Below are 23,930 nucleotides of genomic sequence, written 5' to 3'. Positions count from 1 at the left end.
GAGAGCCAAATTGCCGACCCGATTGAAGCCTCTACACCATCTGCAGGAGCTACCGAAGGCTGCGATCCTTAGATCTTGCCCTTGAACATCAACAGATCGCAGCCTTCGGCAGCACCTGCATTTACCCGTGCAGCATCCGTATATCGTCTTTGCTCAAGATTCAGTTCGATAACCGCCCAATAAAAAATGCCCCAATCTCTCGACCGGGGCATCTTTTTAAACGCTGCTATCTATATAAAAGCATCGAGCCTTAGTGCGAAACCGCCCCACTCGCCCCCAGACCGGTCTGCGAACGAACGAATTGCGGGAAGAACAGCGCCCGCTCGTTGTCAGCCGCAGTGGACTTGTCGGTGATCGAGAAGAACCAGATACCGATGAACGCAATGATCATCGAGAACAGCGCCGGGTACTCATACGGGAAGATAGCCTTCTCGTGATGCAGAATCTGCACCCAGATGGTTGGGCCGAGGACCATCAGCCCTACCGCACTCACCAGGCCCATCCAGCCGCCGATCATCGCCCCACGGGTGGTCAGCTTCTTCCAGTACATGGAAAGCAGCAGGACCGGGAAGTTGCAGCTTGCCGCGATGGAGAATGCCAGGCCCACCATGAACGCGATGTTCTGGCTTTCGAACAGGATGCCCAGGGCAATCGCCAGTATTGCCAGAGCAATAGTGGTGATTTTCGAGACGCGGATCTCATCCTTCTCGTTGGCCTTGCCTTTCTTGATCACGCTGGCGTACAGGTCATGGGACACCGCCGAGGCACCGGCCAGGGTCAGACCGGCAACCACTGCCAGGATGGTCGCGAACGCTACCGCGGAAATGAAGCCCAGGAAGATGCTGCCACCGACCGCATTGGCCAGGTGCACCGCCGCCATGTTGTTACCGCCCACCAGTGCGCCAGCCGCATCTTTGAAGGCCGGGTTGGTGCTGACCAGCAGAATCGCGCCGAAGCCGATGATGAAGGTCAGGATATAGAAGTAGCCGATGAAGCCAGTTGCATACAGCACGCTCTTGCGGGCTTCCTTTGCGTCACTCACGGTGAAGAAGCGCATCAGGATGTGTGGCAGGCCGGCAGTACCGAACATCAGCGCCAGGCCGAGGGAGAATGCGGAGATCGGGTCTTTCACCAGACCGCCAGGGCTCATGATCGCCTCACCTTTGGGGTGAACCTTGATCGCCTCGGAGAACAGCATGTTGAAGTCGAAGTTGACGTGTTTCATCACCATCAGCGCCATGAAGGAAGCGCCGGACAGCAGCAGGACAGCCTTGATGATTTGCACCCAGGTGGTTGCCAGCATGCCGCCGAACAACACATAGAGGCACATCAGGATACCGACCAGAATCACCGCAACGTGGTAGTCCAGGCCGAACAGCAGCTGGATCAGCTTGCCGGCACCGACCATTTGGGCGATCAGGTAGAACGCCACCACCACCAGGGAGCCGCAGGCGGACAGCGAGCGGATCTGGGTTTGGCCCAGGCGATAGGACGCCACGTCGGCAAAGGTGTATTTGCCCAGGTTACGCAGGCGTTCGGCGATCAGGAACAGAATGATCGGCCAGCCCACCAGGAAGCCGATCGAATAGATCAGGCCGTCGTAGCCGGAGGTGAACACCAGTGCGGAAATACCCAGGAAGGACGCAGCGGACATGTAGTCACCGGCGATCGCCAGGCCGTTCTGGAAGCCGGTGATCTTGCCGCCCGCCGCATAGTAGTCGGCTGCCGACTTGTTGCGCTTGGAAGCCCAGTAGGTGATGCACAGGGTCGCACCGACGAAAGCGACAAACATCAGGATCGCGGAAACGTTGAGCGGTTGTTTTTGCACCGCGCCGGTCAGGGCGTCAGCCGCCCAGGCGCCAGGTGCGAATGCTGCGATGCTCAGAAGAGCCATTAGACGCCGGATCATTGCTGAGCCTCCTTGAGAATCGCATTGTTCAGGTCGTCGAATTCGCCGTTGGCGCGTCGCACGTAAATGCCGGTCAGGATGAAGGCCGAAACAATCAGCCCGACACCGATCGGTATGCCCCAGGTAATCGAGGACTCAGGGCCGATTTTCGCCCCCAGGACCTGCGGACCGTAAGCAATCAGAAGGATGAATCCGGAGTAAAGCCCTAGCATGATCGCCGAAAGAATCCAGGCGAATCGCTCCCTCTTGCCAACCAGCTCCTTGAATCGCGGGCTATTTTGAATCGAGAGGTAAATGCTGTCGTTCATTGTTTTTATCCTCGCAGCACAGATTATTGTTGGAACGGTATCCACTCTATGCGGCTGCGAGCCGGGTTCCAGACGACCTTAGTCTTAGAGCCACATGACAGAATCGCCAATTACCAGCACACCATAAACAACTGTGGGAGCGAGCCTGCTCGCGATGAGGCCATAACCGTCAACATCATCGTTGACTGTTACACCGCCATCGCGAGCAAGCTCGCTCCCACAGGGAAAAGCGAACAGCGATAAACCGAGGTTTATTTAGTCCAGTCAGCCACGCGCTCAGGGTGCTTGGCTACCCAGTCTTTCGCTGCGGCTTCAGGCTTGGCGCCTTCCTGGATCGCCAGCATGACTTCGCCGATTTCATCCTTCGAAGCCCACTGGAAGTTTTTCAGGAACTTGGCCACTTCCGGTGCCTTGGTATCCAGCTCCTTGCTGCCGATGCTGTTCACGGTTTCAGCCGCGCCATACACGCCTTTCGGGTCGTCGAGGAAGCGCAGTTTCCACTTGGCGAACATCCAGTGCGGCACCCAGCCGGTCACGGCAATGGATTCGTTTTTCTTCTCGGCACGGGTCAGCTCGGCAATCATGCCGGCGCCGGAACTGGCTTTGTTCTGATAGCCGGTCAGGTCATAGTCCTTGATCGCCTGGTCGGTCTTGATCATCACGCCTGAACCGGCGTCGATGCCAACGATGCGCTTCTTGAAGCTGTCGTCGGTTTTCAGATCTTCGATGGACTTGGCCTTGACGTACTCCGGCACGATCAAACCGATCTTCGCGTCCTTGAAGTTCGGACCGTAGTCGACGACTTGATCCTTGTTCTTGGCCCAGTAATCACCGTGGGTCACCGGCAGCCAGGCGGACAGCATGGCATCGAGTTTGCCAGTGGCCACGCCCTGCCACATGATCCCGGTAGCAACGGCTTGCAGCTTCACGTCGTAATTGAGCTTCTGCTTGATTACTTCAGCGGCCACGTGGGTGGTCGCGACACTGTCGGACCAGCCGTCAACGTAACCGATGGTCACTTCCTTGGCGCTGGCGAATGTGGAACCGATCGCAAGTGCCAGAGCGGCACCTGCGCCTAAAAGTCGTCGCATCTTCATCGTTACTTCCCCGAAAGTGCTGCGCCCGGCGGATGCCGAGTCGCGTCAACGTATTGTTATGGTGCACAGCGCCCCCATCACGCCCACCGCAAACTCTTTCGTTCATCAGCGCGATTTATCAACGAGGGCACTGACGCCTTCGATAATCAACCCGACAGTCATTGCGACCTGCTCTGCCAGCGACCTCAAGGCATCGAGAAACGACATCAGAACGCCATTAAACTCGCGCCATATAATTGCATCGTGCAACACGCCCGAACTTTGCATGTCAAAATCATGCAGGCCTCCAGACACACGGCAAATGCAGGTAACATGCGCCGCTTTGTTCCCAGACGGCCTGATCATGCCCGTGACCTCCCGCTTTCCTTTTGCCCCCTATCTGTTTGCCTGTCTGCTGGGGCTCTTTGCTCTTTGCGGCTTCTGGTATGGCTTGGGCAAACCGGTGATTTTGCCGGACGCCGCCACCCCGACGCATAAACTGCAATGCGCCTCCTACACCCCCTTCGACAAGGACCAGTCGCCGTTCGATGTGCCGTTCAACTTGCGCCCCGAGCGCATGGACGCCGACCTCGCGCTGCTGGCGAAAAGTTTCCAGTGCATCCGCACCTATTCCATGACCGGCCTCGACGCCCTGCCCGACCTGGCGCGCAAGCATGGGTTGAAGCTGATGATCGGCGCCTGGGTCAACAGCAACCCGGTGGACACCGAAAAGGAAGTCGATCTGTTGATCGCCTCGGCCAACGCCAACCCTGACGTGGTGACGGCGGTCATCGTCGGCAACGAAACCCTGCTGCGCAAGGAAGTCACGGGCGCGCAACTGGCCAGGCTGATCAATAAAGTCAAAAGCCAGGTTAAGCAACCCGTGACGTATGCCGATGTCTGGGAGTTCTGGCTCAAGCACCCGGAGATCGCCCCGGCCGTGGACTTCCTGACCATTCACTTGCTGCCGTACTGGGAAGACGACCCTTCAAACATCGATGCCGCCCTGCAACATGTGGCGCAGGTACGCCAGGTGTTCGGCAACAAGTTCGCTCCCAAGGACGTGCTGATCGGTGAAACCGGCTGGCCGAGCGAAGGTCGCCAGCGTGAAACCGCCTTGCCGAGCCGGGTCAACGAGGCCAAGTTCATTCGCGGTTTTGTCGCCATGGCCGAGGAACAAGGCTGGCACTACAACCTGATCGAGGCCTTCGACCAGCCGTGGAAACGTGCCAGTGAAGGCGCGGTCGGGGGCTACTGGGGTCTGTTCGATGCAGACCGCCAGGACAAAGGTGTGCTGGCCGGTCCGGTCACCAACGTGCCGTACTGGTCGCAGTGGCTGATGGTCGGCGGCTTGATCTTCCTCGGCACGCTGTTCCTTGGCGGTCGCGTGCGCAGCACTCGCGCGGCACTGGTGTTGCCGTTGCTGGGCGCCCTGGCGGCTTGCTCACTGGGAGCATGGGGTGATCTGGCGCGGGTCACCACTCGCTTTACCAGTGAGTGGCTGTGGGTCGCCATTCTCACGGCGCTGAATCTGCTGATACTGGCTCACGCCGCACTGACGTTGAGCCCCCGCACAGGTTGGCGTGGGCGAGCATTCAATGTGTTCGAACGCCGATCAGGCTGGTTGTTGGCAGTGGCCGGTTTTGCGGCGGCGGTCACCATGCTGGAACTGGTGTTCGACCCGCGCTATCGCAGCTTCCCGAGTGTGGCGTTCATCGTGCCGGCGCTGGTCTACCTGTGCCGTCCGGTGAGCGTACCGCGCCGGGAAATCGCCCTGCTGACCTTCATCATCGGTGCCGGCATTGCGCCGCAGCTGTTTCGTGAAGGCCTGCAGAACCAACAGGCCTGGGGCTGGGCGCTGGTGAGTGTGTTGATGGTGGCGGCGTTGTGGCGCAGTTTGCGGGTGCGCAAGGCTTAAGCCTTCAGGGAATTTGCCGGCCTCTTCGCGGGCAAGCCTTGCTCCCACAGGATTTAAGTCGCACACATTTTGTGCGATCGACACCATTCCTGTGGGAGCAAGGCTTGCCCGCGATGACGGTTTATCAGGCGCTACGGGACGCCCGAACCAACCGCAACCCCGCAATCACCACCGCAAACACCGCCAGCGTCGTGTTGTACAACGCCAACGCCGGAAACCCGAGTACCAGCGACAGCAACGCCAGCCACCACCCTGCTCGCCCCGGCAGCACAAAGCCGATCACCGCAGCAGCCAGGGCACTCCAGCCCAATACATTGAAGTGAATCATCAGCCCCAGGTTCGAACGGACCAGGCATTCCCAGCGGCTCGCCTCATCGACGCAGATGCCCACCCACTGCGCGTCCTCCATGAAGCCATAACGCGCGCCATAACTGGCGGCCAGCCATAACGGCAGCAAAACGAGCAAAAGAACCACGGGCATTCGGCGGGACATGAAACGCTCCAACTAGAAAAAACGGCGGCCAGCTTAATCGCCCGCCAGCCTTAAGCAAGCACTAACAACTGTTAACTGGTCATTCAATCACTGCAAAGTGTATCGTCCAGCTACTATTACTCCGAATTAAGCCTGTTTGGTGCCGATGCGTGGCACTTTGGCGCAAATCCAGTGGTCATAGCCTGCGAACTTCATACGGCACCTTTCTTAAGGGATTCAGTCATGCTCCGTTCCTTGCGCTTCGCCGCCCTGTTTGGCGGCCTTATCCTGAGTGCGTCCGCACTGGCGGTTGATGTCGACGCCGCCGGTTATGGCTACCCCCTGACCAACCCGTTTGAAGCGACCATCGCCACGACACCACCGGATTTGCGTCCGGACTTGCCGCTGGACGATGACATCGATCAATCCGATCACAGCCTCACGTTGCGCCCGGAGCGTCAATTCGAACTGCCGGACAACTTCTGGCCAGTGAAAAAACTCACCTATCGCATCGCCACCCAGGACAAACCTGCCCCGCTGATCTTCCTGATCGCCGGCACCGGTGCGCGCTATGACAGCAGCCTGAACGAATACCTGAAAAAGCTTTACTACAAGGCTGGCTACCATGTGGTGCAGCTGTCTTCGCCCACCAGCTTCGACTTCATGAGCGCCGCGTCGCGCTTTGCCACGCCGGGCATCACCAAGGATGACGCCGAGGACATGTATCGGGTGATGCAGGCCGTGCGGGCGCAAAACCCGAAACTGCCGGTCACCGATTACTACCTGACGGGCTACAGCCTGGGCGCCCTGGATGCGGCATTCGTCGCACACCTGGACGAAACCCGCCGCAGCTTCAACTTCAAGAAAGTCCTGCTGCTCAACCCCCCGGTGAACCTCTACACCTCGATCACCAATCTCGACAAGCTGGTGCAGACAGAGGTGAAGGGCATCACCAATACGACCACCTTCTATGAACTGGTGCTGAACAAGCTGACCCGCTACTTCCAGCAGAAGGGCTACATCGATCTCAACGACGCGCTGCTCTACGACTTCCAGCAGTCCAAGCAACACCTGACCAACGAACAGATGGCCATGTTGATCGGCACCTCGTTCCGCTTCTCGGCGGCCGACATCGCCTTCACCTCGGACCTGATCAACCGCCGCGGGCTGATCACGCCACCGAAAACCCCGATCACCGAAGGCACCAGCCTCACGCCGTACCTCAAGCGGGCACTGCAGTGTGACTTCGACTGCTACATCACCGAGCAGGTCATCCCCATGTGGCGCGCCCGTACCGACGGCGGCAGCCTGCTGCAACTGATCAACCAGGTGAGCCTGTATGCACTCGAGGATTACCTGCACAACAGCCCGAAAATCGCGGTCATGCACAACGCCGACGACGTGATCCTCGGCCCGGGCGACCTTGGTTTCCTGCGCAAGACCTTTGGCGATCGCCTGACCGTCTACCCGTTGGGCGGTCACTGCGGCAACCTCAACTACCGCGTCAACAGCGACGCCATGCTGGAGTTCTTCCGTGGCTAAATACCTCCTGCTTATCGCCGCGTTACTCTGCGCAACCGCTGCCAATGCCGACAACAGCAAAGCCAACGCCCCGGTGGTCGTCGACAGCGACGGCTTCAAGGAGCCCTTGAGCAAGCTGAAATTCAACCCGGGGCTGGATCAGCGTGAATTCGAGCGTTCGACGCTCAGTGCGCTGAACGTCTACGACCCGCTGGAGGAATGGAACCGCCGGGTCTACCACTTCAACTACCGTTTCGACCAATGGGTATTCCTGCCGGTGGTCAACGGCTATCGCTACGTCACGCCAAGCTTCGTGCGTACCGGCGTCAGCAACTTCTTCAACAACCTGGGTGATGTGCCGAACCTGCTGAACAGCCTGTTGCAGTTCAAGGGCCAGCGCTCGATGGAAATCACCGGGCGCCTGCTGCTCAACACCACCATCGGCATCGCCGGCCTCTGGGACCCGGCCACCGCCATGGGCCTGCCGCGCCAGAACGAGGACTTTGGCCAGACCCTGGGCTTCTATGGCGTGCCCGCCGGTGCCTACTTCGTGCTACCGGTCCTCGGCCCGTCGAACCTGCGTGATACGGGCGGGCTGGTGGTGGATTTCACCGCCGAGAACGCGATCAACTTCCTCAATGTGGCCGAAGTCAGCTCCAACCATCCGGAAGTGTGGATTCTGCGTGGCATCGACAAGCGCTATCAGACCAGCTTCCGCTACGGCCAGCTGAACTCGCCGTTCGAGTACGAGAAAGTGCGCTACGTGTACACCGAGTCGCGCAAGTTGCAGATTGCCGAGTAAATCCAGCGGATACAAAAAACTGTGGGAGCGAGCCTGCTCGCGATGGGTCCGTAACATTCAACACCTGTGTTGACTGTTACGGACCCATCGCGAGCAGGCTCACTCCCACATTTGTTATGTGTTGGCCTTAGCCTTTCAGGATCTTCCAGATCCTGCCAACAACCATCACACCCGCCAACACCACTGCCCCCGCCACAATCCCCGCCACCGCGTTTAGCAGCGTCGGCACGATAAACCCGGCACCGCCCGCCCCTGCGCTGACACTCTCGATCCAGTGATGCACCACCGGCACGCCGTGGGTCAGGATCCCGCCACCCACCAGGAACATCGCCGCGGTACCGATCACCGACAGGCTTTTCATCATGTACGGCGCCGCACGCAGAATCCCGTTTCCGATGCTTTTGGCCATCTGCCCCGGTTTTTGTGTCAGCCACAACCCGAGGTCATCCAGCTTGACGATACCCGCTACCAGGCCATAGACCCCAATAGTCATGACGATGGCGATGCCGGACAGCACGACGACTTGCTGGGCAAGCGCCGATTCAGCCACGACACCCAGCGTGATGGCGATGATTTCCGCCGAGAGAATGAAGTCGGTACGGATCGCGCCCTTGATCTTGTCCTTTTCGAAGGCCACCAGATCCACCGCCGGGTCGGCCACGGCTTCCACCAACTCGGCATGTTCGGCCTGATCCTCAGCCTTGCTGTGCAGGAACTTGTGGGCCAGTTTCTCGAAGCCTTCGAAGCACAGGTACGCACCGCCGACCATCAGCAAGGGGGTGACCAGCCACGGGACGAAGGCGCTGATGGCCAATGCCGACGGCACAAGGATCAGTTTGTTGATGAACGAACCCTTGGCCACCGCCCAGACCACCGGAATTTCCCGTTCGGCCCGCACGCCACTGACCTGCTGGGCATTGAGCGCCAAATCATCGCCCAATACGCCGGCAGTCTTCTTGGCGGCCATCTTGGTCATCAACGCAACGTCGTCCAGCACCGCTGCAATGTCGTCGATCAGCACCAGCAAACTGCTTCCTGCCATGAATCGGTTTTCCTTCTTTAATGAATGCCGTGCAGCATAGCGCGGCCGCGCGCCGCACGGAGCATTCTTGAGCGCCGCCAAAGGCCGGTGCTACCATGCGCCACCGCCAGAACAGGCAAGGAACCACCTGGTTTATGAGCACCATCCGCGAGCGCAACAAACAACTGATCCTGCGTGCCGCCAGTGAAGAATTTGCCGACAAGGGCTTCGCTGCGACCAAAACCAGCGACATCGCAGCCAAGGCGGGATTGCCCAAGCCCAACGTCTACTACTACTTCAAATCCAAGGAAAACCTCTACCGCGAGGTCCTGGAGAGCATCATCGAGCCTATTTTGCAGGCCTCGACTCCGTTCAATCCTGACGGTGTGCCCAGCGAAGTGCTGAGCGGCTACATCCGCTCGAAAATCCGTATTTCCCGCGATCTGCCTTTTGCTTCCAAGGTATTTGCCAGCGAAATCATGCACGGCGCACCGCACCTGAGCTCCGACCTGGTCGAACAGCTCAACAGCCAGGCCAAGCACAACATCGACTGCATCCAGACCTGGATCGACCGCGGCCAGATCGCCCCCATCGACCCCAATCACCTGATGTTCAGCATCTGGGCCGCGACCCAGACCTACGCCGACTTCGACTGGCAGATCACCGCCATTACCGGCAAGGCCAGGCTGGATGAAGAGGATTATGAAGCGGCGGCGCAGACGATCACTCGGTTGGTGCTCAAGGGGTGTGAGCCAGACTGAAAGACCGCGGTGTGGCTATTCGCGAGCAGGCTCGCTCCCACAAAGGGCTTCCCACCTCCCCCTGTGGGAGCGAGCCTGCTCGCGATGAATGCCACTCGGTTTCAGCTCAAACCCAAATGGCATCCCACAGCGGATAGTCACCAAGCTTCTCCACCAGCCCAGCCCTCAGTGGGTTGGCCACGACATACCGAGCCAGCTTCACCAAATCCTCCTCCCGCCGCAGTGCTCGATCATGAAAACCTTGCTGCCACAGACTGATCTTGCGACCAGTAGACAGGTTCACTGCTTTGGTACTCAGGGATTTGACCCTTTGCATCAGCTCACTCAGTGAGCCTTGCTGCAGATCGATCAACCAATGAAAGTGATCGGGCATGACTACCCAAGCGAGTGAAATTGCCCTGCGCGAGTCCTGAGCTTGACGAAACTGATCAACAATAAGCCGACCCAGGACAAAATCCTGAAATACCGGTTCTCTTTCGAAGGTATTGGTTGTCAGCAGATAGATCCGGTTCAACTCGCCATACCGGCCTGTGCGCAAGCGATGAGAAGCTGGCAAATCAGACACTCCCTTGCCTGGTTCATGATCAATTCATGAAAGGCTAGACCTGTGTCTGCCAGAGGATGGGGCAGACTTTTCGCTGGATGTGTCTGGTAGATAGCTATCGCGAGCAGGCTCGCTCCCACAGTGGATCTTCTGTGCCTGCAAACTTCTGTGGGAGTGAGCCTGCTCGCGATAGCGGTTAGTCAGTCGCTGAAGATCAAGCAACAACCCCCGCATCCGCCCTCAACCCCAACGCCTCGATCGCATTGATCGCACACTGCTCATCCACATCCGACAGATCCCCGCTGATCCCCACCGCCCCCAGCACAATCCCGGCCTGATCGCGAATCAGCACGCCGCCCGGTGCCGGCACGACGCTGCCCTGGCCCAGGCTGTTCAAGGCGGCGATGAAGGCCGGGCGTTGTTGGGCGTCCAGGGCCAGCAGGCGTGAGCCCTTGCCCAGGGCGATGGCGCCCCAGGCCTTGCCGATGGCGACTTGCGGACGCAGCAGGCTGGCGCCGTCTTCGCGCTGCAGGGTAACCAGGTGCCCACCGGCATCCAGTACCGCGATGGTCAGGGGCGCAGCGGAGATTGCCCGCCCTGCGTTGATGGCCTCGTCGACCAGTTTGACTGCGACTTTCAAGGTTAAAGCGCTCATGGTGCCGTCCTCATTTTGTTTTTCGGAAAGCCGTTGGGCTGCTTCTTTGTGCCGCAGCCCGATGCGACAAATAGAACACAATGAATTATTTTTTTGTATACAATAATTCTAGAAAAGCGCCACATGCGACGAAAAGCCACAGTGAATAGGGCTTCCGACGAATGAAACGGTTGCTTGAGAAAATGGATTGACCTGCGCCATCCACCGTGAATACACTCAGCGCAAAGCCACTTGTATACAATTACAAAACGTAAAGAGGCACAAAACCATGAGCAAAATGAGAGCAATCGAAGCCGCCGTTCTGGTGATGCGCCGTGAAGGGGTCGATACCGCTTTTGGCATCCCCGGTGCCGCCATCAACCCGCTGTACTCCGCCCTGCAAAAGGTCGGCGGCATCGATCACGTCCTCGCTCGACACGTTGAAGGCGCGTCGCACATGGCCGAGGGCTACACCCGCACCAAGGCCGGCAACATCGGCGTGTGCATTGGCACCTCCGGCCCTGCCGGCACCGACATGGTCACCGGGCTCTACAGCGCCTCGGCCGACTCGATCCCGATCCTTTGCATCACCGGCCAGGCACCCCGCGCCCGTCTGCACAAGGAAGACTTCCAGGCTGTCGACATCACCAGCATCGTCAAGCCGGTAACCAAGTGGGCGACCACCGTTCTGGAGCCGGGCCAGGTGCCTTACGCGTTCCAGAAAGCCTTCTATGAAATGCGCTCCGGCCGTCCAGGCCCGGTGCTGATCGACCTGCCGTTCGACGTACAGATGGCGGAAATCGAATTCGATATCGACGCCTACCAGCCGCTGCCACTGGCCAAGCCGAGCGCGACCCGCGTTCAGGTGGAAAAAGCCCTGGCAATGCTCGATCAGGCCGAACGCCCATTGCTGGTGGCCGGTGGTGGCATCATCAATGCCGACGCCAGCGACCTGCTGGTGGAATTCGCCGAGCTGACCGGCATCCCGGTCATCCCGACCCTGATGGGCTGGGGCACCATTCCTGACGATCACCCACAGATGGTCGGCATGGTCGGTCTGCAGACTTCGCACCGCTACGGCAACGCCACCCTGCTCAAGTCCGACCTGGTACTGGGCGTGGGTAACCGCTGGGCCAACCGTCACACCGGTTCGGTCGACGTCTACACCGAAGGCCGCAAGTTCATTCACGTTGATATCGAACCGACCCAGATCGGTCGCGTGTTCACCCCGGACCTGGGCATCGTGTCCGACGCCGCTGCCGCGCTGACCGTGTTCCTCGAAGTCGCTCGCGAATGGCAAGCCGCCGGCAAGCTGAAAAACCGCAGTGCCTGGCTGCAAGACTGCCAGCAGCGCAAAGCCAGCCTGCAGCGCAAGACCCACTTCGACAACGTGCCGGTCAAGCCGCAGCGCGTTTACGAAGAAATGAACCAGGTGTTCGGCAAGGACACTTGCTACGTCAGCACCATCGGCCTGTCGCAGATTGCCGGCGCGCAGTTCCTGCACGTCTACAAGCCGCGTCACTGGATCAACTGCGGCCAGGCGGGCCCGTTGGGCTGGACCATTCCGGCGGCGCTGGGCGTGGTCAAGGCTGATCCGAGCCGCAAAGTTGTCGCGCTGTCGGGCGACTACGACTTCCAGTTCATGATCGAAGAGCTGGCAGTGGGCGCGCAGTTCAAGCTGCCGTACATCCATGTCGTGGTGAACAACTCGTACCTGGGCCTGATTCGCCAGGCGCAGCGCGGTTTCGAGATGGACTACTGCGTACAACTGTCCTTCGATAACCTGAACGCGCCGGAACTCAACGGTTATGGCGTCGATCACGTCGCGGTTGCCGAGGGCCTGGGTTGCAAGGCACTGCGTGTGTTCGAACCTGCCGACATCGCCCCTGCCCTGCGCAAGGCTCAAGAGATGATCGAAGAGTTCAAGGTTCCGGTGATTGTCGAGGTTATTCTGGAGCGCGTGACCAACATTTCCATGGGCACCGAGATCAACGCCGTCAACGAATTCGAAGACCTGGCGCTGGTCGGCAACGACGCGCCTACTGCGATTTCGTTGCTCGATTAACTAACAGCTGATCACTCTCCCTGTAGGAGCGAGCCTGCTCGCGATGAGGCCGGCACATTCAACATCCGTGTTGACTGACACACCGCTATCGCGAGCAGGCTCACTCCTACAGGGGGACTGCACATATTCACAGGAGACCACCATGCCGCGTTTCGCAGCCAACCTGTCCATGCTGTTCACCGAACAGGACTTTCTCGCCCGTTTCGAAGCGGCCGCCAAGGCCGGCTTCAGTGGTGTCGAATACCTGTTCCCGTACGATTTCAACTCGGCTGAAATCAAGGCCAAGCTCGATGCCAACGGTCTGACCCAAGTGCTGTTCAACCTGCCGGCCGGCGACTGGGCCAAGGGCGAGCGCGGTATCGCGTGCCTGCCGGACCGGGTTGAAGAGTTCCGCGCCGGTGTCGATCTGGCCATCGCCTACGCGCAAGTGCTGGGCAACACCCAGGTCAACTGCCTGGCCGGTATCCGTCCACAGGGCGTCGACGATGCCACCGTGGAAAAAACCTTCGTCGCCAACCTCAAGTACGCGGCCGACAAGCTGCAGGCAGCGGGCATCAAACTGGTGATGGAAGCGATCAACACCCGCGACATCCCCGGCTTCTACCTGAACAACACGGCGCAAGCCCTGTCGATTCGCGAGCAGGTCGGCAGCGCCAACCTGTTCCTGCAATACGACATCTATCACATGCAAATCATGGAGGGCGACCTGGCCCGCACCATGCAATCGCACCTGGGCGAGATCAACCACATCCAGTTGGCCGACAACCCGGGGCGTAACGAACCAGGCACCGGTGAAATCAACTACCGCTTCCTGTTCGAACACCTGGACCGCATCGGTTATCAGGGTTGGGTTGGCTGCGAATACAAGCCACTGACCACCACCGAAGCGGGTCTGGGCTGGCTCAAAACCCATAACGCGATCTAACGCAGCTCCCTGTAGGAGCGAGCATGCTCGCGATGTAGGCCCAGACAACGCGGGGCATCAGACGGCCCGCATTATCGTTGACGTCCATCGCGAGCATGCTCGCTCCTACAGATAAGCAGCAACACAAAAACAAGAGGATTTTCTCATGGCTAAAATCGGATTCATCGGCACCGGCATCATGGGCCACCCAATGGCGGCGAACCTGCAGAAAGCCGGTCACAGCCTGTTCCTGTCCGCGCACCACGACGCTGCCCCAGCCGATCTGGTCGCCGCTGGCGCCGTCGCCCTGGCCAACCCGAAGGAAGTCGCCCAGGAAGCCGAATTCATCATCGTCATGGTCCCTGATACCCCGCAGGTCGATGACGTACTGTTCCGCGCCGACGGCGTCGCTGCCGGCATCGGCAAGGGCAAAGTGGTGATCGACATGAGCTCGATCTCGCCCACCGCGACCAAAGCCTTCGCCGCGAAAATCAACGAAAAAGGCGCGCAATACCTCGACGCACCGGTGTCCGGCGGTGAAGTCGGCGCCAAGGCCGCGACCCTGAGCATCATGGTCGGCGGCGATGCCGATGCCTTCGAACGCGCCCTGCCGCTGTTCCAGGCCATGGGCAAGAACATCACCCTGGTCGGTGGCAACGGTGACGGTCAGACCGCGAAAGTGGCGAACCAGATCATCGTCGCGCTGAACATCCAGGCCGTGGCCGAAGCCCTGCTGTTCGCTTCGAAAAACGGTGCCGATCCAGCCAAGGTGCGTGAAGCGCTGATGGGCGGTTTCGCGTCGTCCAAGATCCTCGAAGTGCACGGCGAGCGCATGATCAAGGGCACCTTCGATCCGGGCTTCCGCATCAGCCTGCACCAGAAGGACCTGAACCTGGCCCTGCAAGGCGCCAAGGAACTGAACATCAACCTGCCGAACACCGCCAACGCCCAGCAAGTGTTCAGCACCTGCGCGGCCATCGGTGGCAGCAACTGGGACCACTCGGCGCTGATCAAGGGCCTGGAACACATGGCGAACTTCTCGATTCGCGACAAGAAGTAAGCCCTGCCCGAACCTGCATCAAACCTGTGGGAGCGAGCCTGCTCGCGATTCAGGCACCAAGGTGTGGTAGGTACACCTCGGTGATTTCATCGCGAGCAGGCTCGCTCCCACAGGTAACCCGAGTTGCCCTTCAAATAACAAGAATTCCGGGAGCCCGCCATGTCGGTCGATCCGCAACAATTCCTGCGCGAGCTGTTCGCCACAGCCATCGACGCGGCCCATCCGCAACAAGTCCTCGAAGCCCATCTGCCTGCCGATCGAACCGGTCGGGTAATCGTCATCGGTGCCGGCAAGGCCGCGGCCGCCATGGCCCAGGTGGTCGAGCGCTGCTGGCAGGGTGAAGTGTCCGGTCTGGTGGTGACGCGTTACGGTCACGGCGCCCCCTGCGAAAAAATCGAAGTGGTCGAGGCTGCGCACCCCGTGCCAGACGCCGCCGGCCAGGCCGTGGCCAAACGCGTATTCGAGCTGGTCAGCAACCTGACGGAAAGCGACCGCGTGATCTTCCTGCTGTCCGGTGGCGGTTCAGCGCTGCTGGCCCTGCCAGCCGCCGGCATCACCCTGGCCGACAAGCAGGCGATCAACAAGGCCCTGCTCAAATCCGGCGCCACCATCGGCGAGATGAACTGCGTGCGCAAGCACCTCTCGGCGATCAAGGGCGGGCGCCTGGGCAAGGCCTGCTGGCCTGCCACTGTTTATACCTATGCGATTTCCGATGTACCGGGCGACCTCGCCACGGTCATCGCTTCCGGTCCCACCGTGGCCGACCCGAGCACCTCGGCCGAAGCGCTGGCGATCCTCAAGCGCTACAACATCGACGTTCCCGTCTCCGTGCGCACCTGGCTGCAAAACCCGGAATCGGAAACCGTCAAACCCGGCGACCCGAGCTTGGCCCGCAGCCACTTCCAGTTGATCGCCCGCCCGCAACAGTCACTGGAAGCGGCGGCGGTGAAATGCCGTCAGGCCGGGTTCAGCCCGCTGATCCTCGGCGACCTGGAAGGTGAATCCCGCGAAGTGGCGAAGGTCCACGCCGGTATCGCCCGTCAGGTGGTGCAGCACGGCCAGCCCCTGGCCGCGCCCTGCGTGATTCTGTCGGGCGGCGAAACCACCGTCACCGTGCGCGGCAATGGCCGTGGCGGACGCAACGCCGAGTTTCTGCTGAGCCTGACCGACAGTCTCAAGGGCCTGCCCGGTGTCTACGCGCTGGCCGGTGACACCGATGGTATCGACGGCTCCGAAGACAACGCCGGCGCGATCATGACCCCGGACAGCTACGCCCGCGCCGCCGCACTGGGCCTGAGCGCCAGCGACGAACTGGACAACAACAATGGCTATGGCTACTTCCAGGCGCTGGATGCATTGATCGTCACCGAGCCGACCCGCACCAACGTCAACGACTTCCGCGCCATCCTGATTCTCGAGAGCCCTAAACATGACGCCTGATAAGAAAGTCAAAATTCTCGCCACGCTGGGCCCCGCCATTGGCGGAATCGACGACATTCGTGAGCTGGTGCAGGCCGGGGTCAACATCTTTCGCCTGAACTTCAGCCACGGCGATCACGCCGACCACGCCCAGCGCTACCAGTGGATTCGCGAAGTCGAGCGCCAGCTCAATTATCCGCTGGGCATCCTGATGGACCTGCAAGGCCCGAAACTGCGGGTCGGCAAGTTCGCCGAGGGCAAGGTGCAGCTGGTTCGCGGTCAGGCTTTGCGCCTGGACCTCGATGCAACGCCGGGCGATGAGCGCCGGGTCAATCTGCCGCATCCGGAAATCATCGCGGCGCTGGAGCCGGGCATGGACCTGCTGCTGGACGACGGCAAACTGCGCCTGCGCGTGGTGACGAAATACGCCGATGCCATCGACACCACGGTGCTCAACGGCGGCGAACTGTCGGACCGTAAAGGCGTGAACGTGCCGCAAGCGGTGCTCGACCTCAGCCCGCTGACCGCCAAGGATCGCCGCGACCTGAGTTTCGGCCTGGAACTGGGTGTGGACTGGGTGGCGCTGTCGTTCGTGCAGCGTCCGGACGACATCCGCGAGGCCCGTACGCTGATCGGTGACAAGGCCTTCCTGATGGCCAAGATCGAGAAGCCATCGGCCGTCGAACAACTGCGTGAGATCGCCGAATTGAGCGACGCGATCATGGTCGCCCGCGGTGATCTGGGCGTGGAAGTACCGGCCGAAAGCGTGCCGCAGATCCAGAAGAACATCATCGGCACTTGCCGCCAGCTCGGTAAACCGGTGGTGGTGGCGACGCAGATGCTCGAATCCATGCGCTTCTCCCCGGCACCGACCCGCGCCGAAGTCACGGACGTGGCCAACGCCGTGGCCGAAGGTGCCGACGCCGTGATGCTGTCGGCGGAGACCGCGTCCGGCGAATACCCGCTGGAAGCCGTGCAGATGATGAGCAAGATCATCCGCCAGGTGGAAAACGGCCCGGACTATCAGGCCCAGCTCGACGTCAGCCGGCCGAAAGCCGAAGCCACGGTGTCCGATGCAATCAGTTGCGCGATCCGCCGCATCAGCAACGTGTTGCCGGTGGCGGTGCTGGTCAATTACAGCGAGTCGGGCGCGTCGAGCTTGCGCGCCGCGCGGGAACGGCCGACGGTGCCGATCCTCAACCTCACGCCGAATCTGCAAACCGCTCGCCGCCTGACCGTGGCCTGGGGCGTGCACTCGGTGGTCAATGATCGCCTGCGTCAGGTGGATGAAGTGTGTTCCACCGCGCTGGAAATTGCCCAGGCCCAGGGCATGGCCGAGCGTGGCGACACGTTATTGATCACTGCGGGTGTGCCGTTTGGGCAACCTGGGTCGACTAACTCCTTGCGTATCGAAACATTGATCTAAGCAATAACACCTGTGGCGAGGGAGTTTGCTCCCGCTCGACTGCGTAGCAGTCGTCGCTTCGGCATGACGGGTTCCACAGAGAAACCGCATTCACCGATTTCGGGGCAGCTTCGCAGCCCGGCGGGAGCAAGCTCCCTCGCCACAGAGTTTGTGCAACACCTTTGATTTTCCACTGCCCCCAGACTTCATCATGCCTGCCAATCACTTCAACACCCACTGCCCCGACTGGGCCGAGGCCTTTCTCAACGGCTTCAGTCAAATATTCCTTCAGCGCCATCCGCTCTGCGGCCTGCTGTGCCTGTCAGCCATCCTGTTCACTGCGCCTGCGCTGCTTGGCGGTGCGTTGCTCGGTGGTGTCGCCGGGTTGCTCACCGCACAGCGGCGCAACTATGCAAAGGCCGATCGCCAGGCTGGATTGTTCAGCTACAACGGCGTGCTGCTGGGCCTGCTGCTGAGCCTGTATTTCCCCTGGTCGGCCATGATGCCGCCGCTGATTCTGGCGGCCGGCGGCCTGAGTGCGATCATCACCCAGCAGTGGCTCAAGCGCGCCCGCGTCAATCAATGCGTGCCCGCCTATACCGCGCCGTTCGTGGGCCTGAGCTGGTTGCTGCTGTGTTTTGCCGAACCGTCCACAGCGTCACCCCTGATTGACTTGAACACCACGAACCTGCTTGCCGCGCTGCTCAAGGGCATCGGCCAGGTGATGTTCCTCGACCATCCGTTGGCCGGTGCGATGATTGCCGCCGGTTTGCTGATCGCCGATCGCCGGGCCTTTGGCTGGGCGCTGCTGGCATCGGCCATCGGCCTGGGCTCCAGCCTGCTGCATCACGAAACAGGCACTGCACTGCAGGGCCTTGGCGGCTACAACGCGGTGCTGGCCGCACTGGCATTCAGCACGCAACGCCAGCATCCCTGGCTGCCACTGGTCGGCATCGTCATGGCGCTGTTGCTGACGCCGCTGTTCGCCGCCCTGGGCCTGGCCACGCTGACCGCACCGTTCATCCTCGCCTGCTGGCTGATCCGCACCGGCATCCAGATGCTCGGCAAAACCGCTGTCGATAACGCGCCTTGCGCTCACGGGGACAATCAACCTAGGCTGCGCTGATCTTCGAGTCAGGCGTTATCCATGGACAGCAGCAAAAACTGGCGTGAACAGCTCTACGTCATGATTTTCCAGACCGACACCAAGGCTGGCAGGCGTTTCGACGGCATTTTGCTGTTGATCATCCTCGCCAGCCTGGTGATCGTGATGCTCGACAGCATCGACACCGTCCACAAGAACTACGCCGACGTGCTGGCGTACATCGAGTGGGGTTTCACGGTCATCTTTCTTGGCGAGTACATCCTGCGCCTGTACTGCTCACCCAAGCCGCTGCGCTATGCCTTCAGTTTTTACGGGATGGTGGATTTGCTGGCCATCGTGCCCGGCATCCTCGCCCTCTATTACGCCGATGCCCAGTACCTGCTGATTATCCGGATCATCCGGATGCTGCGGATTTTCCGCGTGCTCAAGCTCGGTCCGTACCTCAAACAGGCCCACTACCTGCTCGATGCCCTGCGCGGCAGCAAGCAGAAAATCCTCGTGTTCCTGCTCAGCGTCTGCACCCTGGTCACGGTGTTCGGCACGCTGATGTATGTGGTCGAAGGCCCGCAGCACGGGTTCACCAGCATTCCCAAGGGCATCTACTGGGCCATCGTGACGCTGACGACCGTCGGTTATGGCGACATCGTGCCCAAGACCGTATTGGGCCAAGTGATCTCTTCGATGGTGATGATCACCGGTTACTCCATCATCGCCGTGCCCACCGGCATCTTTACCGCCGAGCTGGCCACCGCCATGCGCGGCGGTCAACTGCAACACGACTGCCCGGTCTGCAAGAAAAACAGTCACGAACACGAAGCATCGTTCTGCTCGCGCTGCGGCAATGCACTGTTCAAGAAAATGGAATAAGCAAAGAGCTTTTTAATCTTTAAATGACTATGCGTGCCCGGCTATAGTCGCTGGCAAAATGGTATCGCTCTCTACAAACAAATCACCTGTAGGAGCGAGCATGCTCGCGATGGACGACAGAACACCGCAGGGTGTCAGGTTGCCAGCGTTATCGTTGACGTCCATCGCGAGCATGCTCGCTCCTACACACACAGAACAAGGAATTCGCAGTGAAAAAAATCTTTGGCGCCTCACTCCTTGCCGCGGGTCTGGCCCTGACCAGCATGGCCCAGGCCGCACCGACCCTGCTCAACGTTTCCTACGACGTGATGCGCGATTTCTACAAGGACTACAACACTGCGTTCCAGAAACACTGGCAAGCCGAGCACAACGAAAACATCACCCTGCAGATGTCCTTCGGCGGCTCCAGCAAACAGGCGCGCTCGGTCATCGACGGCCTGCCGGCTGACGTGATCACCATGAACATGGCCACCGATATCAACGCCCTGGCGGACAACGGCAAACTGGTTCCGGACAACTGGGTCACCCGCCTGCCGAACAACAGCGCGCCGTTCACCTCGGCCACCGTGTTCATCGTCCGCAAAGGCAACCCGAAAGCCCTCAAGGATTGGCCGGACCTGCTCAAGGACGGCGTGCAAGTGGTCGTGCCGAACCCGAAGACCTCGGGTAACGGTCGCTACACCTACCTGTCGGCCTGGGGCTACGTGCTGAAAAACGGCGGTGACGAGAACAAGGCCAAGGAATTCGTCGGCAAGCTGTTCAAGCAGGCGCCGGTGCTCGATACCGGTGGCCGCGCCGCCACCACTACCTTCATGACCAACCAGATCGGCGACGTGCTGGTGACCTTCGAAAACGAAGCGGAAATGATTGCCCGCGAGTTCGGCCGCGACCAGTTCGAAGTGATCTACCCAAGCGTCTCCGCCGAAGCAGAGCCACCGGTGTCGGTGGTCGACAAGTCGGTCGACAAGAAAGGCACCCGCGCTGCCGCCGAGGAATACCTGAAGTACCTGTGGTCGCCGGAAGGCCAGGAAATCGCCGCCGCCAACTACCTGCGCCCACGGGATCCTGCGGTACTGGTCAAGTACACCGACCGCTTTCCGAAAGTGGACTTCCTGTCGGTCGAGAAGACCTTCGGCGACTGGCGTACCGTGCAGAAAACCCACTTCAATGATGGCGGGGTTTTCGATCAGATTTACGCCCAGTAAGCACTGAGCGGCAATGAAAAAGGCGACCTGAAGAGGTCGCCTTTTTTGTCGGTAAAACGCCGAACTCCTGTAGGAGCGAGCCTGCTCGCGATGGGCGTTAACGATAACGCGTGTTTTCTGAATAAATGCGGCGCTCTCGAGTCCATCGCGAGCAGGCTCGCTCCCACAGTGTTGGTGTGTGTTTCAGGTCAGGTTGCCGCAGAAAATCGCCTGGTGACCATCGGCCGGGCTTTCGCGCACCACCAACGCATAGCCGCCCGCTCGAAGCGTCTCGTAGGCGACCGGTGCGCTCTTCCAGAAATACTGGTACGAGGACTGCGAATAGAATCGCGCATTCGGACCGTCGTTCATGTCATAGACCGGCTTGGCCCCCAGGCTCGAACAGCTGCCCGGATAGATGTAAGCCAGCAAACGACCCGGCAGCGCGCTGCCCATGCTCTCGCCACTGACAGCGAACCAGAACACCGTTGCATTGCCTTCGGACATCATGATGGGCCGGGCGATTTTCCCGGCATTGATGGGTGTAGCGTTCAGGGGAACGTTGGTGACCTGGCGATCAGGCACTGTAGAGCACCCGGAGATCGTCCCAACCGCTACCACCAACGCCAGCGAAGATACGATTTTCATCGTGATACTCCCGCTTTGTAAGGACGCGTTGAAGTGATCCCCCTGTAGATTCTAGCCGTCACCGCAAAGCTGGCATTTCTTCGGATGGTCGGTAGGTACCTTGTGGGAGCGAGCCTGCTCGCGAATGCGGTGTGCCAATCAACATCGAATTCGACTGGCACCCCGCTTTCGCGAGCAGGCTCGCTCCCACAGGTCACATCGGCGGTGTCACGCCATCCTTGCCGGCGGAAATCGATTGCGCGGTGAGCGTGCCGTCAGCGCTGCGGGTGACAAAGGTGACGATCTTCACCCCCACTTTCAGCAGGCTGCGATCCCCCGGCACCAGGTTGACGATCGGCACGTCTTCCGGCACCAGTATTTTCTGCTGGCCGCCCTTGTAGTTGACGGTCAGCACCCGGCCATTGCTGACCACCAGATCGCCGACGCTGCCGTTGGTCATGCTGCTGCCCTTGACCAGGTCGAAGGGCCGGTGACCGTCGCCGCTGCCCGCCAGCTCCGGCGGGAAAACATGGACCTCCAGCGCCTTGAGGCTGCCATCCTCTTGAGGAATGGCCGCCGAACCGATGTAGCTGCCAGGCTTGATGTCTTCGATATTGGCCAGGGTGACGGCGCGGACCTTGGTGTCCGGGGTCAGGTTGATCACCACGTTCTCGCCGCTGTTGACGTGGACCTTCAGAAGGTCGGGACTCACGCCGGTAATTTCGCCGCGTACGCCAATCCGCATGGCCGGTGCCTCTTCAGCCTGGGCCAGCCCGGCGCTGAACAAGCCCACCAGCGTGACCAGCGAAACACCGCGAACGAGGAGACGAAACATCGCATTCATGGAAGTGCCTGCCTGTGACGAAAACGGGAAAGAGAACATAAGCACGCTATCGAACAAGATGTAAGTGAATGTATCATCGGCCCACGACTTTTCGACGCAACGCTCGCCGGCAAACGGCACGCACGTTCGTCACTCATTCCGCAACGGAATGACTGCTATCACCCCAATCCCTCTTCTGCCGCACCGGTCGGGCCATTAGCCTGCACGCATTCTCTTCAGCTCAGCGAGACACGTTATGAATCCAGCGACCCAGGTGCCCCACGGCACCATAACAATGACCCGAGGCATGGTGCTGCTGTTCGCCTTCTGCTGCGGTGCGATCGTGGGCAACCTCTATTACGCCCAGCCAATCATCGGCCTGATCGCACCGGACGTCGGCCTGAGCAACACCCTGGCCAGCTTCATCGTTTCGCTGACCCAGATCGGCTACGCGTTGGGACTTTTCTTCCTGGTGCCGCTAGGAGACCTGCTGGAAAACCGCCGCTTGATGATCATCACCAACCTGGTGGCGATTGCCAGCCTGATGGGCGCAGCGTTCACCGATCAGCCGAATGTGTTTTTGCTGGTTTCGTTGCTGGTGGGCTTCAGCTCGGTGTCGGTGCAGATCCTGATTCCGCTGGCCGCTCACCTGGCGCCGGAGGAATCTCGTGGCCGGGTGGTCGGCGGGATCATGGGCGGGCTGCTGCTGGGCATTCTGTTGGCGCGACCGGTGTCCAGCGTGATCGCCGACCACTTTGGCTGGCGCGCGATGTTTATCTTCGCGGCGCTGTTGATGGTGGCGATCAGCATCGTGGTGGCGGTGACCATTCCCAAGCGTCAGCCTGATCACAGCGCGACTTACGGGCAATTGCTCGGCTCGCTGTGGACGCTGCTGCGCCAGCAACCGGTGTTGCGTCAGCGCGCGTTCTACCAGGGTTGCATGTTCGCCACCTTCAGCCTGTTCTGGACCGCGGTGCCACTGGAGCTGGCGCGTAACCATGGCCTGTCGCAATCGCAGATCGCGATTTTCGCGCTGGTCGGAGCGATCGGTGCCATCGCCGCGCCCATCGCCGGTCGCCTGGCCGACGCCGGCCACACCCGCATCGCGTCCTTGCTGGCCCTGCTGTTCGCCAGCCTGAGCTTCCTCCCCGCCTTCATTCATCCGGCCTACAGCGTCATCGGCCTGGCCGTGACCGGCGTGGTACTGGATTTCTGCGTGCAGATGAACATGGTCCTCGGCCAGCGCGCGGTCTACGCCCTCGACGCCAAGAGCCGCAGCCGCCTGAACGCGCTGTACATGACCAGCATCTTCATCGGCGGCGCCTTCGGCTCTTCGGTGGCCAGTGCGGTGTATGAGCATGGCGGCTGGTTGTGGATCGTGGTGGTGGGCAGTGTGTTTCCGCTGGTGGCCTTGGTGCGGTTTTTGAGTGTTTCGCAGAAGCGTTCGCTGGCTACTGCATAACCCCCAAAAAGCTTCGCGAGCAGGCTCGCTCCCACATTTGATC

The 23,930-nt window shown here is 60.3% G+C and carries 23 protein-coding genes; 13 read left to right on the top strand and 10 right to left on the bottom strand.

Annotated elements, in window-relative coordinates; all coding sequences use genetic code 11:
• Positions 1-250: 250 nt before the first annotated feature.
• From ABTV29_RS07590 to ABTV29_RS07575, 4 genes are all read right to left on the bottom strand, one after another.
• A complete protein-coding gene (locus tag ABTV29_RS07590) occupies positions 251-1,909 on the bottom strand; it encodes a cation acetate symporter (RefSeq protein WP_433769515.1) in 1,659 nt (552 codons plus the stop codon).
• Positions 1,906-2,217 carry a DUF485 domain-containing protein gene (locus ABTV29_RS07585; RefSeq protein ID WP_433769514.1) on the bottom strand — a complete coding sequence of 104 codons (312 nt, stop codon included), beginning with the start codon at positions 2,215-2,217 and terminating at the stop codon, positions 1,906-1,908. The genes ABTV29_RS07590 and ABTV29_RS07585 overlap by 4 nt, the downstream gene beginning before the upstream one ends.
• 251 nt (positions 2,218-2,468) lie before the next feature.
• Positions 2,469-3,314 carry a glycine betaine ABC transporter substrate-binding protein gene (locus tag ABTV29_RS07580; RefSeq protein WP_433769513.1) on the bottom strand — a complete coding sequence of 282 codons (846 nt, stop codon included), beginning with the start codon at positions 3,312-3,314 and terminating at the stop codon, positions 2,469-2,471.
• A 105-nt stretch (positions 3,315-3,419) separates the two neighbouring features.
• On the bottom strand, positions 3,420-3,659 hold the full coding sequence (locus ABTV29_RS07575; protein ID WP_433769512.1) for a hypothetical protein: 240 nt from the start codon (positions 3,657-3,659) through the stop codon (positions 3,420-3,422).
• Between ABTV29_RS07575 and ABTV29_RS07570 the strand changes: the two genes are divergently transcribed.
• The gene (locus tag ABTV29_RS07570; protein WP_433769511.1) at positions 3,616-5,211 is read left to right on the top strand and encodes a beta (1-6) glucans synthase; all 1,596 of its coding nucleotides are present in this window, start codon (positions 3,616-3,618) and stop codon (positions 5,209-5,211) included. The two genes, ABTV29_RS07575 and ABTV29_RS07570, sit on opposite strands and share 44 nt — an antisense overlap.
• A 124-nt stretch (positions 5,212-5,335) precedes the next feature.
• Here the strand turns inward: ABTV29_RS07570 and ABTV29_RS07565 are convergent, their stop codons facing one another.
• The gene (locus ABTV29_RS07565; RefSeq protein ID WP_433769510.1) at positions 5,336-5,704 is read right to left on the bottom strand and encodes a hypothetical protein; all 369 of its coding nucleotides are present in this window, start codon (positions 5,702-5,704) and stop codon (positions 5,336-5,338) included.
• Between the two features lie 222 nt (positions 5,705-5,926).
• Between ABTV29_RS07565 and ABTV29_RS07560 the strand changes: the two genes are divergently transcribed.
• Entirely contained in the window at positions 5,927-7,225 is a 1,299-nt protein-coding gene (locus ABTV29_RS07560) for a serine/threonine protein kinase (RefSeq protein ID WP_433769509.1), read from the top strand.
• Complete coding sequence (locus ABTV29_RS07555) at positions 7,218-8,006, top strand: MlaA family lipoprotein (RefSeq protein WP_433769508.1); 789 nt, start codon at positions 7,218-7,220, stop codon at positions 8,004-8,006. The genes ABTV29_RS07560 and ABTV29_RS07555 overlap by 8 nt, the downstream gene beginning before the upstream one ends.
• 127 nt (positions 8,007-8,133) lie before the next feature.
• On the opposite strand, the gene ABTV29_RS07550 is transcribed toward ABTV29_RS07555, so the two are convergent.
• Entirely contained in the window at positions 8,134-9,048 is a 915-nt protein-coding gene (locus tag ABTV29_RS07550) for a DUF808 domain-containing protein (protein ID WP_433769507.1), read from the bottom strand.
• Between the two features lie 134 nt (positions 9,049-9,182).
• Here ABTV29_RS07550 and ABTV29_RS07545 point away from each other — a divergent pair, with 134 nt between their 5' ends.
• A complete protein-coding gene (locus ABTV29_RS07545) occupies positions 9,183-9,788 on the top strand; it encodes a TetR/AcrR family transcriptional regulator (protein WP_433769506.1) in 606 nt (201 codons plus the stop codon).
• Between the two features lie 106 nt (positions 9,789-9,894).
• Here ABTV29_RS07545 and ABTV29_RS07540 read toward each other — a convergent pair whose 3' ends face one another.
• Both ABTV29_RS07540 and ABTV29_RS07535 read right to left on the bottom strand, forming a co-directional pair.
• The gene (locus ABTV29_RS07540) at positions 9,895-10,353 is read right to left on the bottom strand and encodes an REP-associated tyrosine transposase (RefSeq protein WP_433769505.1); all 459 of its coding nucleotides are present in this window, start codon (positions 10,351-10,353) and stop codon (positions 9,895-9,897) included.
• A 193-nt stretch (positions 10,354-10,546) separates the two neighbouring features.
• Positions 10,547-10,987, bottom strand: coding sequence for a GlcG/HbpS family heme-binding protein (locus ABTV29_RS07535; RefSeq protein WP_433769504.1), 441 nt, complete (start codon positions 10,985-10,987; stop codon positions 10,547-10,549).
• Between the two features lie 268 nt (positions 10,988-11,255).
• Here ABTV29_RS07535 and gcl point away from each other — a divergent pair, with 268 nt between their 5' ends.
• From gcl to ABTV29_RS07495, 8 genes are all read left to right on the top strand, one after another.
• The gene (gene gcl / locus ABTV29_RS07530; protein ID WP_433769503.1) at positions 11,256-13,031 is read left to right on the top strand and encodes a glyoxylate carboligase; all 1,776 of its coding nucleotides are present in this window, start codon (positions 11,256-11,258) and stop codon (positions 13,029-13,031) included.
• Between the two features lie 142 nt (positions 13,032-13,173).
• Positions 13,174-13,956: a hydroxypyruvate isomerase gene (gene hyi / locus ABTV29_RS07525; RefSeq protein WP_433769502.1), complete on the top strand. Its 783-nt coding sequence runs from the start codon at positions 13,174-13,176 to the stop codon at positions 13,954-13,956.
• A 145-nt stretch (positions 13,957-14,101) separates the two neighbouring features.
• A complete protein-coding gene (locus ABTV29_RS07520; RefSeq protein WP_085648499.1) occupies positions 14,102-14,995 on the top strand; it encodes a 2-hydroxy-3-oxopropionate reductase in 894 nt (297 codons plus the stop codon).
• A 159-nt stretch (positions 14,996-15,154) separates the two neighbouring features.
• Entirely contained in the window at positions 15,155-16,435 is a 1,281-nt protein-coding gene (locus ABTV29_RS07515) for a glycerate kinase type-2 family protein (RefSeq protein WP_433769501.1), read from the top strand.
• A complete protein-coding gene (gene pyk, locus ABTV29_RS07510; RefSeq protein ID WP_433769500.1) occupies positions 16,425-17,840 on the top strand; it encodes a pyruvate kinase in 1,416 nt (471 codons plus the stop codon). The genes ABTV29_RS07515 and pyk overlap by 11 nt, the downstream gene beginning before the upstream one ends.
• Before the next feature lie 190 nt (positions 17,841-18,030).
• Positions 18,031-18,945, top strand: a complete 915-nt coding sequence (locus ABTV29_RS07505) for an urea transporter (RefSeq protein ID WP_433769499.1) — start codon at positions 18,031-18,033, stop codon at positions 18,943-18,945.
• A gap of 21 nt (positions 18,946-18,966) precedes the next feature.
• A complete protein-coding gene (locus tag ABTV29_RS07500; RefSeq protein WP_433769498.1) occupies positions 18,967-19,791 on the top strand; it encodes an ion transporter in 825 nt (274 codons plus the stop codon).
• A gap of 209 nt (positions 19,792-20,000) precedes the next feature.
• Positions 20,001-20,996, top strand: a complete 996-nt coding sequence (locus ABTV29_RS07495; RefSeq protein ID WP_433769497.1) for a sulfate ABC transporter substrate-binding protein — start codon at positions 20,001-20,003, stop codon at positions 20,994-20,996.
• 183 nt (positions 20,997-21,179) lie between these two features.
• Here the strand turns inward: ABTV29_RS07495 and ABTV29_RS07490 are convergent, their stop codons facing one another.
• Together ABTV29_RS07490 and ABTV29_RS07485 are read right to left on the bottom strand one after the other, a co-directional pair.
• On the bottom strand, positions 21,180-21,623 hold the full coding sequence (locus ABTV29_RS07490; RefSeq protein ID WP_433769496.1) for a hypothetical protein: 444 nt from the start codon (positions 21,621-21,623) through the stop codon (positions 21,180-21,182).
• A 193-nt stretch (positions 21,624-21,816) separates the two neighbouring features.
• Positions 21,817-22,446: a hypothetical protein gene (locus ABTV29_RS07485; protein ID WP_433769495.1), complete on the bottom strand. Its 630-nt coding sequence runs from the start codon at positions 22,444-22,446 to the stop codon at positions 21,817-21,819.
• A 235-nt stretch (positions 22,447-22,681) separates the two neighbouring features.
• Between ABTV29_RS07485 and ABTV29_RS07480 the strand changes: the two genes are divergently transcribed.
• Positions 22,682-23,887, top strand: a complete 1,206-nt coding sequence (locus tag ABTV29_RS07480; protein WP_433769494.1) for an MFS transporter — start codon at positions 22,682-22,684, stop codon at positions 23,885-23,887.
• Positions 23,888-23,930 lie beyond the last annotated feature (43 nt).

The organism is Pseudomonas putida (assembly GCF_050989985.1).
GTDB classification, from domain to species: Bacteria; Pseudomonadota; Gammaproteobacteria; order Pseudomonadales; family Pseudomonadaceae; genus Aquipseudomonas; species Aquipseudomonas putida_AI.
The sequence above is the reverse complement of the archived record's forward strand: the minus strand, read 5'-3'. Positions and strand labels throughout refer to the sequence as shown.

Coding starts and splice junctions, on each gene's coding strand:
- ABTV29_RS07580 (WP_433769513.1), bottom strand. CDS start 3,314: ATGAAGATGCGACGACTTTTAGGCGCAGGTGCCGCTCTGGCACTTGCG.
- pyk (WP_433769500.1), top strand. CDS start 16,425: ATGACGCCTGATAAGAAAGTCAAAATTCTCGCCACGCTGGGCCCCGCC.
- ABTV29_RS07485 (WP_433769495.1), bottom strand. CDS start 22,446: ATGAATGCGATGTTTCGTCTCCTCGTTCGCGGTGTTTCGCTGGTCACG.
- ABTV29_RS07490 (WP_433769496.1), bottom strand. CDS start 21,623: ATGAAAATCGTATCTTCGCTGGCGTTGGTGGTAGCGGTTGGGACGATC.
- ABTV29_RS07500 (WP_433769498.1), top strand. CDS start 18,967: ATGGACAGCAGCAAAAACTGGCGTGAACAGCTCTACGTCATGATTTTC.
- ABTV29_RS07535 (WP_433769504.1), bottom strand. CDS start 10,987: ATGAGCGCTTTAACCTTGAAAGTCGCAGTCAAACTGGTCGACGAGGCC.
- gcl (WP_433769503.1), top strand. CDS start 11,256: ATGAGCAAAATGAGAGCAATCGAAGCCGCCGTTCTGGTGATGCGCCGT.
- ABTV29_RS07570 (WP_433769511.1), top strand. CDS start 3,616: ATGCAGGTAACATGCGCCGCTTTGTTCCCAGACGGCCTGATCATGCCC.
- ABTV29_RS07590 (WP_433769515.1), bottom strand. CDS start 1,909: ATGATCCGGCGTCTAATGGCTCTTCTGAGCATCGCAGCATTCGCACCT.
- ABTV29_RS07520 (WP_085648499.1), top strand. CDS start 14,102: ATGGCTAAAATCGGATTCATCGGCACCGGCATCATGGGCCACCCAATG.
- ABTV29_RS07575 (WP_433769512.1), bottom strand. CDS start 3,659: ATGATCAGGCCGTCTGGGAACAAAGCGGCGCATGTTACCTGCATTTGC.
- ABTV29_RS07585 (WP_433769514.1), bottom strand. CDS start 2,217: ATGAACGACAGCATTTACCTCTCGATTCAAAATAGCCCGCGATTCAAG.
- ABTV29_RS07545 (WP_433769506.1), top strand. CDS start 9,183: ATGAGCACCATCCGCGAGCGCAACAAACAACTGATCCTGCGTGCCGCC.
- ABTV29_RS07505 (WP_433769499.1), top strand. CDS start 18,031: ATGCCTGCCAATCACTTCAACACCCACTGCCCCGACTGGGCCGAGGCC.
- ABTV29_RS07550 (WP_433769507.1), bottom strand. CDS start 9,048: ATGGCAGGAAGCAGTTTGCTGGTGCTGATCGACGACATTGCAGCGGTG.
- ABTV29_RS07565 (WP_433769510.1), bottom strand. CDS start 5,704: ATGTCCCGCCGAATGCCCGTGGTTCTTTTGCTCGTTTTGCTGCCGTTA.
- ABTV29_RS07515 (WP_433769501.1), top strand. CDS start 15,155: ATGTCGGTCGATCCGCAACAATTCCTGCGCGAGCTGTTCGCCACAGCC.
- ABTV29_RS07560 (WP_433769509.1), top strand. CDS start 5,927: ATGCTCCGTTCCTTGCGCTTCGCCGCCCTGTTTGGCGGCCTTATCCTG.
- ABTV29_RS07480 (WP_433769494.1), top strand. CDS start 22,682: ATGAATCCAGCGACCCAGGTGCCCCACGGCACCATAACAATGACCCGA.
- hyi (WP_433769502.1), top strand. CDS start 13,174: ATGCCGCGTTTCGCAGCCAACCTGTCCATGCTGTTCACCGAACAGGAC.